Raw genomic sequence first — 15,408 nt, 5'->3', positions numbered from 1 at the left:
GCCGGACGAAAAAAAAGCGCAGTCCGTTTCCGGCTGCGCCTCTTTCTGAAAGGCCCGAGTTACGGGCGCTTGCGCTCAACCGCCCGCAGCAGATGCGTCGGTGGCGTTTCACAACTGATCTTGCGACCCAGCAGCGCCTCGATGGACGGTAGCTGGTAGGAGTCGTCTTCACCGGCAAAGCTGATGGACACGCCATCCGCGCCGGCACGGCCAGTACGACCGATGCGGTGCACGTAGTCGTCCGGGACTTCCGGCAGGGTGAAGTTGATCACGTGGCTGATGCCGTCGATGTGAATGCCGCGACCGGCAACATCGGTGGCCACCAGCACGCGGATCTTGCCTTCGCGGAAACCTTCCAGGGTCTTGATACGCTTGTGCTGCGGCACATCGCCAGACAGTTGCGCCGCGTTGACGCCATCGCGTACCAGGCGTTCTTCGATGCGCCGCACTTCGTCCTTGCGGTTGGCGAAGACCATCACCCGCTCCCAGCCGTTATCGTTGACCAAGTTGTAGAGCAATTTGTATTTGTCGGCACCGGCCACCGCGTAGATGTGTTGCTCGACGTTTTCGCTGGCCACGTTCTGCGCTTCGATCTCGACGATCGACGGGTCGGTGGTCCATTGCTTGGCGAGGTTCATCACGTCTTCGGTGAAGGTTGCGGAGAACAGCAGCGTCTGACGCTCGTTCTTCGGCGGAGTCTGGCGAATGATCTGACGCACTTGTGGGATGAAACCCATGTCGAGCATCCGGTCGGCTTCGTCCAGCACCATCACTTCGACCATGTCCAGGTGCACATCGCCGCGCTGGTTGAAGTCGAGCAAGCGGCCCGGAGTGGCCACCAGGATGTCGCAGTGACGGGCTTCGAGGTGCTTGAGTTGCTTGTCGAAGTCCATGCCGCCGACAAATGTCATGACGTTGAGGCCGGTGTACTTGGTCAGGTCGGCTGCGTCCTTGGCGATCTGCACCACCAGTTCCCGGGTCGGGGCGATGATCAGTGCCCGCGGTTCACCCATGTAGCGCTCTTTGGGCGGCGGGGTTTGCAGCAGCTGAGTGATGATCGAAATCAGGAAGGCAGCGGTTTTGCCGGTGCCGGTCTGGGCGCGACCGATGGCGTCTTTGCCCGCGAGGGTGAAGCCAAGCACCTGCGCCTGGATCGGCGTGCAATACGGAAAGCCCAGGTCCTGAATGGCGTGCATCAGTTCGGGGGCGAGTTTGAAATCGTGGAAGCGGGTTTTGCCTTCCTGGGGTTCGACGACGAAGTCTTCGAGTTTCCAGGGAATAACCGGCGCTTTTGGCTTTGGTTCGCGACGCGGTTTTGCCGGTTTCGGGGCTTCGCTGCGCGGCTGCTCAGAGGCGATGGCCGGGGCTGCGGGGGCGGTCGGTGTGGTCACCGGCTCGTGTTTCGGTGCCGCTACGGTTGCGGTCCGGCCAGGCTGATTACCGTCGGTGCGGTGGCTGGGAGTATGAGAAGGAGCGCTGGAGACTGGCGCGAGCTGCTCAGTCTCGCTTTTACCGAACATTTTCTTGAGTGCTTTGAGCACGGTCATCTCATCAATTGGTTAAGGAATATACGCCGGCCAGTGTAATGCAAGAATCGGGCGCGGCGTAGTGGGATGGATCAATGGGTAGCTTTTAGCGCAAACGCTCGGCGAGCCAAACGCCAATGTCGCGGATTTCTTCGGGTAACACTTCGTGGCCCATTGGGTATTCCTGCCATGTCACGGTGACACCATGTTGCTTTAAATACTCGTAGGCGGTCCGGCCCATGGAGTTTTGCACAACGTCATCGTACTGGCCGTGCAAAGACAGCACCGGAATGCGCTGCTGGCTGGCGGAAAGCTCCAGTTCATCGCTGAAGGTCGGCGCATAAGTAGAGAGGGCAAGTACGCCACCCAACGGACCCTGCCATTTCAAAAAGGCCGTGTGCAATACCACGGCGCCACCTTGGGAAAACCCGGCGAGAAAAATGCGCGAGGCGTCTATTCCGCTGGCCTTCTGCTCTTCGATCAAATCAAAGACCCGTTGCGCGGACGCTTCCAGCTGCTCGCGGCTGATCGCGCGCGCCGGGCTCATAGCCAATATGTCGTACCAGCTCGGCATTTCGTAGCCACCATTAATGGTGACGGCGCGAGTCGGTGCCTGGGGCAGGACGAAGCGAGTGGTCAGCAAGCTTTCCTGCAGCGCTTCAGCCACCGGCAAGAAGTCGTAGCGGTCGGCGCCCAGCCCGTGTAGCCAGATAACGCAGGCGTCTGCGGGCTTGACGGGTTGAAGAATCAAGGGCTCGGTCATGGGTGCTCCATATTTGTGCATGCGCTCTCATTTAAGTGCGAGGTTGGAGTGCGCAACGGGTTGATCAGTTAAGAAGATGTCGCAAGGCTACAAGTTTTGCTATTGACCTGCCGCTGAATCGCTTTAGCGAGCGGTCTGGTACGGGCTTTGCTATAGGGAAGCCTGTGCAACCAATCTCATGCCTGGCGGTAACACTATCAGTGTACGGCTGGTCATGGGATAGCAAAGAATCCGGTGATGGATGTTCGCCAAAGGCCGCTACGGGCTTCGCGAACGTGAAAGGGCTACCGCCCGTTCGGCCGATTGGTGAGAAGGGAGTTATCCATAACGTGGATTTTCTCCTACTAGACTCATAGCGACGGTCCTGCGTCGGTTGACCCTAAAAAAAGCCAACACGGGTCAACAACGCCTCATAAGGGTGCGACAGGGCTCAAGCTCCGACACAACAAGAGCAAAACTGGAGGTTTGAATGAAGTTATTGAAATCCACCCTGGCCATCGTGACTGCAGCCGCAGTGCTCGGTGTCAGTGGGTTCGCTCAGGCGGGTGCAACCCTGGATGCAGTGCAAAAGAAAGGTTTCGTACAGTGTGGTGTGAGTGACGGTCTGCCGGGCTTCTCGGTTCCGGACTCTACCGGCAAGATCGTTGGTATCGATGCTGACTTCTGCCGCGCTGTGGCCGCTGCCGTTTTCGGCGATGCGACCAAGGTCAAATTCAGCCAGTTGAACGCCAAAGAGCGCTTCACCGCGCTGCAGTCCGGTGAAATCGACATTCTGTCGCGTAACACCACCATGACCAGTTCCCGTGACGCGGGCATGGGCCTGAAGTTTCCTGGCTTCATCACTTACTACGACGGCATTGGCTTCCTGGTAAACAACAAGCTGGGCGTCAAGAGCGCCAAAGAGCTGGATGGCGCGACCATCTGCATCCAGGCCGGTACCACCACCGAGCTGAACGTTTCCGACTACTTCCGCGGCAATGGTCTGAAATACACCCCGATCACTTTCGACACCTCCGATGAAAGCGCCAAGTCGCTGGAATCCGGTCGTTGCGACGTGCTGACCTCCGACAAGTCCCAGTTGTTTGCCCAGCGCAGCAAGCTGGCCTCGCCGAAGGACTACGTAGTTCTGCCGGAAACCATCTCCAAAGAGCCGCTGGGTCCGGTCGTGCGTAATGGCGACGACGAGTGGCTGGCCATCGTGCGCTGGACTGGTTATGCCATGCTCAACGCTGAAGAAGCAGGCATCACTTCGGCGAACGTCGAAGCAGAAGCCAAAGCCACCAAGAACCCGGACGTCGCTCGTCTGCTGGGTTCGGACGGTGAGTACGGTAAAGACTTGAAAGTGAAGAAAGACTGGGTCGTCCAGATCATCAAACAAGTCGGTAACTACGGCGAAGTGTTCGAGAAGAACCTCGGCAAGAAAACTCCGCTGGAAATCGACCGCGGGCTGAACGCTCTGTGGAACGCTGGCGGCATTCAATACGCACCACCAGTGCGCTGATGGTTCTATCACCCGGTGGGCCAACCACCGGGTGATGTTCTGTTCCATTATTTCCGGGGCACTTCATGCAAAATTCAATCGGCGCACCAAAGCAGAGGCTCAGCCTCAGCGATCCACGAGTGCGTGCGTGGGTATTCCAGATCATCACCATTGTGGCGGTGGTCTCGCTGGGCTGGTTTCTGTTCGATAACACGCAAACCAACCTCCAGCACCGGGGCATCACCTCGGGTTTCGACTTCCTTGAGCGCAGTGCCGGTTTCGGCATCGCTCAGCACCTGATCGACTACACCGAATCGGACAGCTATGCCCGGGTGTTTGTCATTGGTCTGCTCAACACACTGCTGGTCACCTTTATCGGTGTGATCCTGGCGACGATCCTCGGTTTCATCGTCGGTGTGGCACGGCTGTCGAAGAACTGGATCATTGCCAAGCTGGCAACGGTTTATGTAGAAGTCTTCCGTAACATTCCGCCGCTGCTGCAAATCCTGTTCTGGTACTTCGCTGTGTTCCTGACCATGCCAGGGCCGCGCAACAGCCATAACTTCGGCGACACCTTCTTTGTCAGCAGCCGCGGCCTGAACATGCCCGCAGCGTTGGCTGCGGATGGTTTCTGGCCGTTTGTGGTGAGTGTGGTCGTGGCCATCGTCGCGATCGTGCTGATGTGCCGCTGGGCCAACAAGCGTTTCGAAGCGACCGGCGTACCGTTCCACAAATTCTGGGTAGGCCTGGCGCTGTTCCTGGTGATCCCTGCGCTGTGCGCATTGATCTTCGGCGCGCCATTGCACTGGGAAATGCCAGAGCTCAAGGGTTTCAACTTCGTCGGTGGCTGGGTATTGATCCCGGAACTGCTGGCGCTGACCCTGGCCTTGACGGTGTACACCGCGGCGTTTATCGCCGAAATCGTGCGTTCGGGCATCAAGTCGGTTAGCCACGGCCAGACCGAAGCGGCCCACTCGTTGGGGCTGCGCAACGGTCCGACCCTGCGCAAGGTGATCATCCCGCAAGCCCTGCGCGTGATCATTCCACCGCTGACCAGCCAATACCTGAACCTGGCGAAAAACTCCTCGCTGGCGGCCGGTATCGGTTATCCGGAGATGGTGTCGTTGTTTGCCGGTACGGTGCTGAACCAGACCGGGCAGGCGATCGAAGTCATTGCCATCACCATGAGCGTGTACCTGGCGATCAGTATCAGCATTTCCTTGCTGATGAACTGGTACAACAAGCGCATTGCGCTGATCGAGCGGTAAGGAAAAGCGCATGACGACTCATACTTTCAAACCCGACATGCCACCACCGAGCAGTAGCATCGGTATCGTGGCGTGGATGCGGGCGCACATGTTCTCCAGCTGGATCAACACCCTGCTGACGTTGTTCGCGTTCTATCTGATTTACTTGATAGTTCCACCTATCGTGAGCTGGGCGATTCTCGATGCCAACTGGGTCGGTACCACCCGCGCCGACTGCACCAAGGAGGGCGCCTGCTGGGTGTTCATCCAGCAGCGCTTTGGCCAGTTCATGTATGGCTACTACCCGGTGGACTTGCGCTGGCGCGTGGATCTGACCGTGTGGCTGGCGGTGATTGGCGTGGCGCCGCTGTTCGTCGCACGCGTTCCACACAAGGCAATCTACGGCCTGAGCTTTTTGGTGCTCTATCCGATCATTTCCTACACCTTGTTGCACGGTGGCTGGTTTGGTCTGACCGAAGTGCCGACCAGCCAGTGGGGCGGCCTGATGCTGACCCTGGTGATCGCTACCGTCGGTATCGTCGGCGCATTGCCGCTGGGTATCGTTCTGGCCTTGGGCCGGCGTTCGAACATGCCGGCGATTCGTGTGGTCTGCGTGACCTTCATCGAATTCTGGCGCGGCGTGCCGTTGATCACGGTGCTGTTCATGTCTTCGGTGATGTTGCCGTTGTTCCTGCCCGAAGGCATGAACTTCGACAAACTGCTGCGGGCGCTGATCGGCGTGATCCTGTTCCAGTCGGCCTACATCGCTGAAGTGGTGCGTGGCGGTCTGCAAGCGATCCCCAAAGGTCAGTACGAAGCGGCTGCAGCGATGGGCCTCGGTTACTGGCGCAGCATGGGCCTGGTGATTCTGCCGCAAGCCCTGAAGCTGGTGATCCCTGGCATCGTCAACACCTTCATTGCGCTGTTCAAGGACACGAGCCTGGTGATCATCATCGGCCTGTTCGACTTGCTCAACAGCGTCAAGCAAGCCGCCGCCGACCCGAAATGGCTGGGCATGGCCACTGAAGGCTATGTGTTCGCGGCCTTGGTGTTCTGGATTTTCTGTTTTGGTATGTCCCGCTACTCCATGCATTTGGAACGTAAGCTGGACACTGGCCACAAGCGTTAGGAGCGTAGTTTATGAGTGAAGCGATCAAACAGCCTGTGAGCCCTGAAGGCATTATTCAGATGCAGGGCGTGAACAAGTGGTACGGCCAGTTCCACGTGTTGAAAGACATCAACCTGAACGTCAAGCAAGGCGAGCGTATCGTTTTGTGCGGCCCATCGGGTTCCGGCAAATCCACCACCATCCGTTGCCTCAATCGTCTGGAAGAACACCAGCAGGGCCGCATCGTGGTCGATGGCGTGGAACTGACCAACGACCTCAAGCAGATCGAATCGGTCCGCCGCGAAGTCGGCATGGTGTTCCAGCACTTCAACCTGTTCCCGCACCTGACCATCCTGCAGAACTGCACCCTGGCGCCGATGTGGGTACGCAAGATGCCCAAGCGCAAGGCCGAAGAAATCGCCATGCATTACCTAGAGCGCGTACGCATTCCGGAGCAGGCGCATAAATACCCGGGGCAACTGTCCGGCGGTCAGCAACAGCGTGTGGCGATTGCCCGTGCCCTGTGCATGAAACCGAAAATCATGCTGTTCGACGAACCGACTTCGGCACTCGACCCAGAGATGGTGAAAGAGGTTCTGGACACCATGATCGGCCTGGCCGAAGACGGCATGACCATGCTCTGCGTGACCCACGAAATGGGCTTCGCCCGTACCGTGGCCAACCGCGTGATCTTCATGGACAAGGGCGAGATCGTTGAACAGGCGGCGCCGAATGACTTCTTCGACAATCCGCAGAACGAGCGTACGAAGCTGTTCCTGAGCCAGATTTTGCATTGATCGAAGCCAGGCAGTGAAATAAACCCGGACAGTGTTCCGGGTTTATTTTTGTCTGGATTTCGAGGTCAGGACGCCAGTGTTGTTTCCTGTTCCGGGAATCGTGCAGCGAGCAATCGCCTCAAGTCAGTGCCTTCGTTCATTGCTTGTATTTCAGCAAGTAAATGCGGATGACGATCCAACAGGCGCATTAGCGTGAACAAAGCTTGAGGTGGGGGAATTTCGCCGCGCTCGTATCGTGAGAACGCATTGTGGCCAGCGCCGGAAAGCAATTTCACTGCTTCCTTCTGCGTGAGATGCATTTTGCGGCGGATACGCTTCATCTCGGTGCCCATGATTTGAAAGCAGTCTTCGAGCAATTTGTCGCCGGCGTCGGAGTAGCGCTCGGCGCTGTCAGTATCATTATCGAAAATGATCTCACCACAGACCGTGCACTCCCAGCCGGCAATGTCGTGCACCCAGCGTGATACGTTCTTGTAGTCGACACTGAGGCTGCGACCTTCAAAATGTTGCATGGTATGTTGAGTGCCACAACTCATGCATTGCCGCGTATTCATACGTTCTGCTCCTTGAAAGAGATCACCGGGGGCCCACCTTTGGGGCAGTAGGTCACTTTGATGTAGAGCTCCATTTCATGAAATGTAGTGTGGTAAACGTCCTGCCAGCTTCGGTGATCGGTGTAGCCCGTCATCGACTTGTAGAGCATCCGGCGTTCCAGCGAGCAAATGACTAACTCCATATCTCGCAGGTTCAATCCCATGCGCTTGCCGGACCTCAATGCGACTTGAGTAAACGCTTTGGCTCCTTGCCTTCTGACCTCATCCTTGACGACTGACAAGGCGTAGTGGGGTGTGTTCTTTTCCATAAGAAACCGTGAACCCTATCCCTGAAATTACCCTTAAAGGGTAATTTTGACTAATCGAAAATCCCGCTCCATTCCCTCTCTCTGACCGTAGGCGGTTGTCGTCCTACATGAAGCTGACTAACATGTCAGAAAATTCATCCTATGATTGGATGAAAGGGCGAATCCTATGTCAGACATTTCTCCATTAATTAAACGATCCTTGGTCGATCAGGCCCTGGACCAGTTACGCCTGCGCATCAATCAAGGCATCTGGACGGTCGGCCAGCGTTTGCCCACCGAGCCGGAACTGGCGACTGAACTGGGCATCAGCCGCAACACCGTGCGTGAAGCCATGCGCGTGCTGGCGTTTTCCGGGTTGATCGAGATTCGCCAGGGCGACGGCAGCTATCTGCGGGCGGTGATCGATCCACTGGACACCATGAAGGCGCTGTCCCGTTGCACTCAGGAACAGGCTCGGGAAACCCGGCACATTCTGGAAGTCGAAGCCATCGGTCTGGCCGCATTACGCCGCACTGATGAAGACCTGGTGGCATTGCGCGAAGCGCTAGGTGTCAGCGGCAGTCACTACCATGGCGATCTCGACACCTACATCGCCTGCGATCTGGTGTTTCACCGTCGACTGGTGGAGGCGGCGCACAACCCGACACTCAGCGAGCTGTATCGCTACTTCTCCAGCATCGTCGGCGCGCACTTGCGCCAGACCCTGAACATCTCACCTCGGCGGCAAGCGGTGTTCGACCTACATGTCGAACTGCTCGATGCCGTCGAGCAACGCGACCCGGAACGGGCCAAAGCCCTGTCGAGGCAGTTGATCAATGAACCTTGAAACCGAGAACCCCATGTCCACCCAGCAGGCCAGCAACAGCAGCATCACTCAGCTCAAGCGTACGGCGGAGCTCGAAGAGCTGTTGATCGACGCCGAGGCCGATGACGAGCAGGTTCAGCAAACTCACCCGGTTCTGCGTCGGCCGTGGTTGTTGTTGCTCGGCCTGATTCTGGTGGCGCTGAATTTACGTCCGGCGTTGTCGAGCATGGCGCCGATGCTCAGCGAGATCTCGAAGACGCTGGGGCTATCGGCCGCCCAGGCCGGGTTGCTGACGACCTTGCCGGTACTCTGCCTCGGTCTGTTCGCGCCATTGGCGCCGGTGCTGGCGCGACGTTTTGGTGCCGAACGGGTGGTGTTGGGGATTCTTCTGATGCTGGCCGGCGGGATCATTTTGCGCAGTTCATTCGGCGAGGTCGGCCTGTTCGCCGGTAGCGTGTTGGCCGGCGCCAGCATCGGGGTGATCGGCGTGCTGCTACCCGGCATTGTCAAACGAGACTTCCCAAAACAGGCCGGCACCATGACCGGCGTCTACACCATGGCGCTGTGCCTGGGCGCGGCCATGGCGGCTGGGGCAACCGTGCCGTTGAGCGAACATTTCGATAAGAGCTGGGCCTTGGGTCTCGGCTTCTGGGTGGTTCCAGCGTTGGTCGCGGCAATTTTCTGGCTGCCGCAAGTCGGTCAGAAACACGGCGCGCACCATGTTGCCTATCGGGTCCGAGGGCTGTTGCGTGATCCCCTGGCCTGGCAAGTGACCTTGTACATGGGCCTGCAATCGTCTTTGGCCTACATCGTGTTTGGCTGGCTGCCGTCGATCCTGATCGGCCGCGGTCTGACGCCAACCCAGGCCGGTCTGGTGTTGTCGGGTTCGGTGATTGTCCAGTTGATCAGCTCGCTGGCAGCACCCTGGCTGGCGACGCGCGGTAAGGATCAGCGGCTGGCGATTGTGATCGTCATGGTGATGACGCTCGGCGGTTTGTTCGGTTGCCTTTATGCACCGATCGATGGCTTGTGGGGCTGGGCGATCTTGCTGGGGTTGGGGCAGGGCGCCACGTTCAGCCTGGCGCTGACCCTGATCGTGCTGCGTTCGCGGGATGCCCATGTCGCGGCCAACCTGTCGAGCATGGCCCAGGGCTTCGGTTACACCCTGGCGTCCATGGGGCCGTTCGCGGTCGGTATGGTGCATGACTGGACCGGCGGCTGGAGCGCCCTGGGCTGGATCTTCGGCGTTATCGGCCTCGGCGCGATTATCGCCGGCCTCGGTGCCGGACGTTCGTTGTACGTTGAGGTTCAAAGCGAGAGAGTCTGACGTTCTGCGCACTGTCGGTATTCGGGCCACGAATGCCGATAGTGTTCTGCGCATTTGTTGACTATCGTGCAGGCAATCTTTCGACGCCACTTTGTGCATCTATTTGCACATCCAGAGGGAACCTGTCCATGAGTGATGCCCACAACGCCTTGATCACCCGGTTCTACCAAGCCTTCCAGCGGCTCGATGCCGAGGCCATGAGTGCCTGCTACACCGACGACGTGGTGTTCAGTGATCCGGCGTTCGGCGAACTGCGCGGGCGCGATGCCGGCGACATGTGGCGCATGCTCACCACCCGCGCCAAGGACTTCTCCCTGACCTTCGATAACGTGCGCAGTGATGAGCGCACCGGCGGTGCCCATTGGGTGGCGACGTACCTGTTCAGCCAGACCGGCAATACCGTGGTCAACGATATCCAGGCGCGTTTCGTGTTTCGCGACGGCAAGATCTGCGAGCATCACGACAGCTTTGATCTGTGGCACTGGTCGCGTCAGGCGCTGGGTTTCAAAGGGCTGTTGTTGGGCTGGACGCCGGTGGTGAAAAACGCCGTGCGCGCTCAGGCCTTGAAGGGGCTGAAGGCATTTCAGGCCAGTCGCTGATAAGATCGCGGCTTGTTTCCTACAAGCCTTGATCGTCACGTGAACACCTCGAGCGAATCTTCCGTCATTGCCGCCGAACCGCCGCTGCCTGTCAGCAAGCCCTGGTTCGTCTACCTCGTTCGCGCGGCCAATGGTTCGCTCTACTGCGGGATCAGCGACGACCCCGTCCGCCGTTTCGCCACCCACCAAAGTGGCAAAGGCGCGCGCTTCTTCCTGTCGAGCCCGGCCGTGGCATTGGTCTACACCGAAATCTGCCGCGATAAAAGCGAAGCACTGCGCCAGGAACGATTGATCAAAAAACTCAAGAAAAGCGCCAAGGAATGTCTGGTGGCGAGCGCGGCTGCGGGTTTATCAATCTGACTGATAAGCGCTCATCAGGCAGATGGGTAGGCCGCGTGCGGATTGCGCGCTAAGCTGCTGGCTCCTTATCCGAGCGGCGGAGCCGAGCATGTCCGAGTTGATTCTTCATCACTACCCGACGTCCCCTTTTGCCGAAAAGGCCCGCTTGCTGCTGGGCTTCAAGGGGCTGTCCTGGCGCTCGGTGAACATCTCGCCGGTGATGCCAAAACCCGATCTGACAGCCCTGACCGGCGGCTACCGCAAGACGCCGGTATTGCAGATTGGCGCGGATATCTATTGCGACACCGCGCTGATGGCTCGTCGTCTGGAGCAGGAAAAAGCCTTGCCGGCGTTCTTCCCGGAAGGCCAGGAAATGATCACCGCAACCTTCGCGGCGTGGGTCGATTCGGTGGTGTTCCAGCATGCGGTCAGCCTGGTGTTCCAGCCGGCGTCGGTGGCGGTGCGCTTTGGCAAGTTGTCGCCGGAAGCGATCAAGGGGTTCCTGGCCGATCGCGCCGGCTTGTTCAGCGGTGGCAGCGCTACTCGGTTGTCCGCCGAGCAGGCTCGGCACCAGTGGCCAACGATCATGGCGCGTCTGGAGCAGCAGCTTCAGCGCGAACAGGGTGACTTCCTGTTCGGCGAGCCGTCGATTGCCGACTTTGCCCTGGCCCACTCACTGTGGTTCCTCAAAGCGACGCACGTGACGTCACCGTTGGTGGATGCTTATCCGGCTGTTTTGGCGTGGTTTGGTCGTGTGATGGGCTTTGGTCATGGCGCGTTCAGCGAGATGACGGCTGAGGAAGCGCTGGAGATAGCCCGCAATGCCACACCGGCTGCGTTGCCGGATGAGCAGTTTGAGGAGCCAAACGGGTTCGAGGTTGGCCAGCAAGTGGTGATCGCTGCGACCGATTACGGCGTTGATCCGGTGACGGGTGAGTTGTTGTTTGCGGGTAGCGAAGAATTGATTTTGCGTCGAGAAGACGAGCGGGCCGGCGTTGTGCATGTGCACTTCCCGCGATTCGGGTTTCGCATCGAAGCGCATTAGGCGCTGGCCATGCACTAACTTGTGGGAGCTGGCTTGCTTGCGATGAGGTCAGCCCAGCAATATTGATGTTGCCTGACACTCCGCTATCGCAGCGGTGCGGCGATCCGACAAGCCAGCTCCCACAAGGGACGGCGTCGGTCTGAAGAGCTATTTCAGCGCCGCAAGAACCTTGTCCGGGTCATACCCGCGTATCAACGTCCCGTTGACATCGATCAGCGGAATTCCGCGTCCGCCCAGCGCCTCATAGGCTTTACGCGCCAGGGCATCTTTCTCGATATCGAACTCCTTGTACGGAATGCCCTTCTGGTCGAGAAAGCGTCGGGTCAGCTTGCAGTAGCCGCACCAATCGGTGGCGTAGAGCACGACATTGGCCTTGGCCTGGGTCCGCTCGGACACCACCTGCGAGGGGTGAAACACCCGCTCGATCTTGCCCCAGTTCTGGTAAACCACGACCACCAGCAAGATCAGCAGGCATTTCTTCAATACGCCGCCGAGCATCAGTTGCGTCGCTTGAGCTGGTCGGTCAATTGGGTCGGCAGGCCCTTGATGATCAGCGTACCGGCTTCTTCGTCGTATTCGATCTTCGAGCCCAGCAGGTGCGCTTCGAAGCTGATGGACAAGCCCTCGGCGCGGCCGGTGAAGCGGCGGAACTGGTTCAGGGTGCGCTTATCCGCAGGGATCTCGGGCGACAGGCCGTAGTCCTTGTTGCGGATGTGATCGTAGAAAGCTTTCGGGCGCTCTTCGTCGATCAGTTCGGACAGTTCTGCCAGACCCATGGGCTCGCCCATTTTTGCCTGGCTGCTGGCGTAATCCACCAGGGTCTTGGTCTTCTCGCGTGCGGACTCTTCCGGCAGGTCTTCGCTTTCGACGAAGTCACTGAAAGCCTTGAGCAGGGTGCGGGTTTCGCCGGGGCCGTCGACGCCTTCCTGGCAGCCGATGAAGTCGCGGAAATACTCCGAAACTTTTTTGCCGTTCTTGCCTTTGATGAACGAAATGTACTGCTTGGACTGTTTGTTGTTCTGCCACTCGGAGACGTTGATCCGCGCTGCCAGGTGCAACTGGCCAAGGTCCAGGTGTCGCGAAGGCGTCACGTCCAGCTGATCGGTCACTGCCACGCCTTCGCTGTGGTGCAGCAGGGCGATGGCGAGGTAATCGGTCATGCCCTGCTGGTAATGAGCAAACAGCACGTGGCCGCCCACAGAGAGGTTCGACTCTTCCATCAGCTTTTGCAGATGTTCCACCGCCACCCGGCTGAAGGCTGTGAAGTCCTTGCCGCCGTCGAGGTATTCCTTCAGCCAGCCGCTGAACGGATGCGCCCCGGACTCGGCATGGAAGAAACCCCAGGCCTTGCCTTGTTTGGCGTTGTAGCTCTCGTTGAGGTCGGCAAGCATGTACTCGATGGCGCTGGACTCGGCCAGTTCGGAATCGCGGGCATGAAGAACTGCGGGTGTGCCGTCGGGTTTTTTGTCGATCAGGTGGACGATGCAATGACGGATCGGCATGGGCTTCTCGGCTGATTGAAGAGAGGAGGGCGTGCTCCCCCGAAAAAGCGCTCAGTGTACCGCAACCACTGGTTTTGGCGTGGTGCCAAGGGCAATTTGCAGCTGTCCACCGGCCCTTATGCAGTTTTTTGCCGATTTAGAGCAATAAAGCTGACCAAATGGGTAGCTAGAGGCGGATATTTCCCCGTCTCTGTGCTAGTTTTGCCCGGTCTTACGCGAAGTCACTGCGTTAAGCGTGCATTCAGCATTTGTCAGGTCGAACCAAACCCTGATTTCGGTATCTATAACCCCGACTCGTCGTGGTTATGGCCGAGGGTGCCAGATCCAGAAGATCGGGCTCGATGGCTGACACTGCACTCTGCAATCCATATGAATTTGATAGGGAAGGAACATTACATGGCTCTTACTAAAGACCAACTGATCGCCGACATCGCTGAAGCTATCGACGCGCCAAAAACCACCGCGCGTAACGCTCTGGACCAACTGGGCCAAATCGTTGCTGATCAGCTGGAAAACGGCGGCGAAATCACCCTGCCAGGTATCGGCAAGCTGAAAGTGACTGAGCGTCCTGCCCGTACCGGCCGCAACCCTTCGACTGGCGCAGCCATCGAAATCGCTGCCAAGAAAGTTATCAAGCTGGTTGTGGCCAAAGGCCTGACCGACGCTGTTAACAAGTAAGACTTGTTAAAAAAAACCGTGCGCCGGAGCAATCCGGGCACGGTTTTTTTGTGTCTGTGATTTACCCGCAAACACCGTATGACCAATGTGGGAGCGGGCTTGCTCGCGAAGGCGGAGTGTCAGTCACCATTGAATTCGACTGACACACCGCCTTCGCGAGCAAGCCCGCTCCCACCGTTGATCTACGTCGGTCAGTTAATCAGCTTTTACGCGCCCAACGTTCGCGCCAGACCTGCTGTTCGGATTTAGTCTGGAACGTCCAGGCGACGAAGCGGCTTTGCTTCTGCCCTTGCGACATTTCCACGACCTGGCTTTCCAACACACCGGCCTTTTTCAGCGCTGTCTGGATCGCAGGCAGGTTCGAGGCTTTCGAGACCAGGGTGCTGAACCAAAGCACTTTGTGTTGAAAGTGCGCGCTCTCGGCGATCAGTTGCGTCACAAACCGTGCTTCGCCACCTTCACACCACAGTTCGGCCGATTGACCGCCAAAGTTCAGCACCGGCAGTTTGCGTTTTGGGTCGGCGCGGCCCAGTGCGCGCCATTTACGCTCGCTGCCCTTGGTTGCCTCGTCCATCGAGGCGTGGAACGGCGGGTTGCACATAGTCAGGTCAAAGCGTTCGCCGGGTTCGAGCAGGCCCAGCAGAATGTGCTTGGGATTGCTTTGCTGGCGCAGCTGGATGGCTTTGTTCAGCCCGTTGGACTGCACGATGGCTTTAGCGGCGGCCACGGCCGTCGGGTCGATTTCCGAGCCGAGGAAGTGCCAGCGGTAGTCGCTGTAGCCGATCAACGGATAGACGCAGTTGGCGCCCATGCCGATATCGAGGACCTTGACCGGCGCACCGCGAGGGATCTCGCCGTCATTGACGCTGGCCAGCAGGTCAGCCAGGAAGTGCACGTAGTCAGCACGACCTGGCACCGGTGGGCACAGGTAATCGGCCGGGATGTCCCAATGGGCGATGCCGTAGAACGACTTGAGCAGGGCCCGGTTGAACACCCGAACCGCGTCCGGGCTGGCGAAGTCGATGCTTTCCTTGCCATACGGATTGATGATCACGAACTTCGCCAGTTCCGGCGTGGTTTTGATCAGCGCCGGGAAGTCGTAACGACCCTGATGGCGATTGCGCGGATGCAGGCTGGCCTTCTCGCGGGGTTCCACGGCTTTGGCCGGGGTAGCTGAGTCAGGCTTCTTGCGCGCAGGTCTTGGTGTGCGGGGGGCGTTCATGGGCGTTGTCGATTCGGGTATGGCTAAAAGTGGCGGGTATTGTCCCACATCCAGTGTGGGAGTGGTGTCGATCGCCCATCGTGCTGGGCACACTGATCAAATGTGGGA

General features: G+C 58.6%; 17 protein-coding genes. 10 read left to right on the top strand and 7 right to left on the bottom strand.

What is annotated here, in order from left to right; all coding sequences use genetic code 11:
* Positions 1-59: 59 nt before the first annotated feature.
* Both rhlB and KVG95_RS02860 read right to left on the bottom strand, forming a co-directional pair.
* The gene (gene rhlB / locus KVG95_RS02865) at positions 60-1,547 is read right to left on the bottom strand and encodes an ATP-dependent RNA helicase RhlB (protein ID WP_217854429.1); all 1,488 of its coding nucleotides are present in this window, start codon (positions 1,545-1,547) and stop codon (positions 60-62) included.
* An 85-nt stretch (positions 1,548-1,632) separates the two neighbouring features.
* Positions 1,633-2,289: an alpha/beta hydrolase gene (locus KVG95_RS02860; RefSeq protein WP_123719455.1), complete on the bottom strand. Its 657-nt coding sequence runs from the start codon at positions 2,287-2,289 to the stop codon at positions 1,633-1,635.
* A gap of 469 nt (positions 2,290-2,758) precedes the next feature.
* Here KVG95_RS02860 and KVG95_RS02855 point away from each other — a divergent pair, with 469 nt between their 5' ends.
* From KVG95_RS02855 to KVG95_RS02840, 4 genes are all read left to right on the top strand, one after another.
* A complete protein-coding gene (locus tag KVG95_RS02855) occupies positions 2,759-3,790 on the top strand; it encodes an amino acid ABC transporter substrate-binding protein (protein ID WP_217854428.1) in 1,032 nt (343 codons plus the stop codon).
* Positions 3,791-3,855: 65 nt separating this feature from the next.
* Positions 3,856-5,037: an amino acid ABC transporter permease gene (locus tag KVG95_RS02850; protein ID WP_217854427.1), complete on the top strand. Its 1,182-nt coding sequence runs from the start codon at positions 3,856-3,858 to the stop codon at positions 5,035-5,037.
* Positions 5,038-5,047: 10 nt separating this feature from the next.
* A complete protein-coding gene (locus KVG95_RS02845; RefSeq protein ID WP_038981657.1) occupies positions 5,048-6,145 on the top strand; it encodes an amino acid ABC transporter permease in 1,098 nt (365 codons plus the stop codon).
* Between the two features lie 11 nt (positions 6,146-6,156).
* Positions 6,157-6,921 carry an amino acid ABC transporter ATP-binding protein gene (locus tag KVG95_RS02840; protein ID WP_038981658.1) on the top strand — a complete coding sequence of 255 codons (765 nt, stop codon included), beginning with the start codon at positions 6,157-6,159 and terminating at the stop codon, positions 6,919-6,921.
* 65 nt (positions 6,922-6,986) lie between these two features.
* Here KVG95_RS02840 and KVG95_RS02835 read toward each other — a convergent pair whose 3' ends face one another.
* Together KVG95_RS02835 and KVG95_RS02830 are read right to left on the bottom strand one after the other, a co-directional pair.
* A complete protein-coding gene (locus tag KVG95_RS02835) occupies positions 6,987-7,475 on the bottom strand; it encodes a type II toxin-antitoxin system MqsA family antitoxin (RefSeq protein WP_217854426.1) in 489 nt (162 codons plus the stop codon).
* The gene (locus KVG95_RS02830; protein ID WP_217854425.1) at positions 7,472-7,783 is read right to left on the bottom strand and encodes a type II toxin-antitoxin system MqsR family toxin; all 312 of its coding nucleotides are present in this window, start codon (positions 7,781-7,783) and stop codon (positions 7,472-7,474) included. Before KVG95_RS02830 ends, KVG95_RS02835 begins: the two co-directional genes overlap by 4 nt.
* A 166-nt stretch (positions 7,784-7,949) precedes the next feature.
* Here KVG95_RS02830 and KVG95_RS02825 point away from each other — a divergent pair, with 166 nt between their 5' ends.
* The 5 genes from KVG95_RS02825 (at position 7,950) to KVG95_RS02805 (ending at position 11,898) form a co-directional block, all read left to right on the top strand.
* The gene (locus tag KVG95_RS02825) at positions 7,950-8,609 is read left to right on the top strand and encodes a FadR/GntR family transcriptional regulator (RefSeq protein WP_217854424.1); all 660 of its coding nucleotides are present in this window, start codon (positions 7,950-7,952) and stop codon (positions 8,607-8,609) included.
* Positions 8,599-9,915 (top strand): CynX/NimT family MFS transporter, encoded by a 1,317-nt coding sequence (locus tag KVG95_RS02820; RefSeq protein WP_217854423.1) that lies wholly within the window; start codon positions 8,599-8,601, stop codon positions 9,913-9,915. The genes KVG95_RS02825 and KVG95_RS02820 overlap by 11 nt, the downstream gene beginning before the upstream one ends.
* A gap of 128 nt (positions 9,916-10,043) precedes the next feature.
* Positions 10,044-10,514: a nuclear transport factor 2 family protein gene (locus tag KVG95_RS02815; protein ID WP_052966258.1), complete on the top strand. Its 471-nt coding sequence runs from the start codon at positions 10,044-10,046 to the stop codon at positions 10,512-10,514.
* Between the two features lie 39 nt (positions 10,515-10,553).
* Positions 10,554-10,874, top strand: a complete 321-nt coding sequence (locus KVG95_RS02810) for a GIY-YIG nuclease family protein (RefSeq protein ID WP_038981663.1) — start codon at positions 10,554-10,556, stop codon at positions 10,872-10,874.
* A gap of 88 nt (positions 10,875-10,962) precedes the next feature.
* Entirely contained in the window at positions 10,963-11,898 is a 936-nt protein-coding gene (locus KVG95_RS02805; protein ID WP_217854422.1) for a glutathione S-transferase family protein, read from the top strand.
* Positions 11,899-12,045: 147 nt separating this feature from the next.
* Here KVG95_RS02805 and KVG95_RS02800 read toward each other — a convergent pair whose 3' ends face one another.
* Together KVG95_RS02800 and yejK are read right to left on the bottom strand one after the other, a co-directional pair.
* On the bottom strand, positions 12,046-12,396 hold the full coding sequence (locus KVG95_RS02800) for a glutaredoxin family protein (RefSeq protein WP_217854421.1): 351 nt from the start codon (positions 12,394-12,396) through the stop codon (positions 12,046-12,048).
* Positions 12,396-13,400, bottom strand: coding sequence for a nucleoid-associated protein YejK (gene yejK / locus KVG95_RS02795; RefSeq protein WP_050681775.1), 1,005 nt, complete (start codon positions 13,398-13,400; stop codon positions 12,396-12,398). Before yejK ends, KVG95_RS02800 begins: the two co-directional genes overlap by 1 nt.
* A 396-nt stretch (positions 13,401-13,796) precedes the next feature.
* Here yejK and KVG95_RS02790 point away from each other — a divergent pair, with 396 nt between their 5' ends.
* Entirely contained in the window at positions 13,797-14,078 is a 282-nt protein-coding gene (locus KVG95_RS02790; protein WP_007905514.1) for an HU family DNA-binding protein, read from the top strand.
* Between the two features lie 199 nt (positions 14,079-14,277).
* Here KVG95_RS02790 and rlmF read toward each other — a convergent pair whose 3' ends face one another.
* Positions 14,278-15,300: a 23S rRNA (adenine(1618)-N(6))-methyltransferase RlmF gene (rlmF, locus tag KVG95_RS02785; RefSeq protein WP_007905515.1), complete on the bottom strand. Its 1,023-nt coding sequence runs from the start codon at positions 15,298-15,300 to the stop codon at positions 14,278-14,280.
* Positions 15,301-15,408: the final 108 nt, after the last annotated feature.

The sequence above is a fragment of the Pseudomonas farris genome (assembly GCF_019145235.1).
In the GTDB taxonomy this organism is placed as follows: Bacteria; Pseudomonadota; Gammaproteobacteria; order Pseudomonadales; family Pseudomonadaceae; genus Aquipseudomonas; species Aquipseudomonas farris.
Note: the sequence above shows the minus strand (reverse complement) of the source record. Positions and strands in the feature narration are given on the sequence as shown.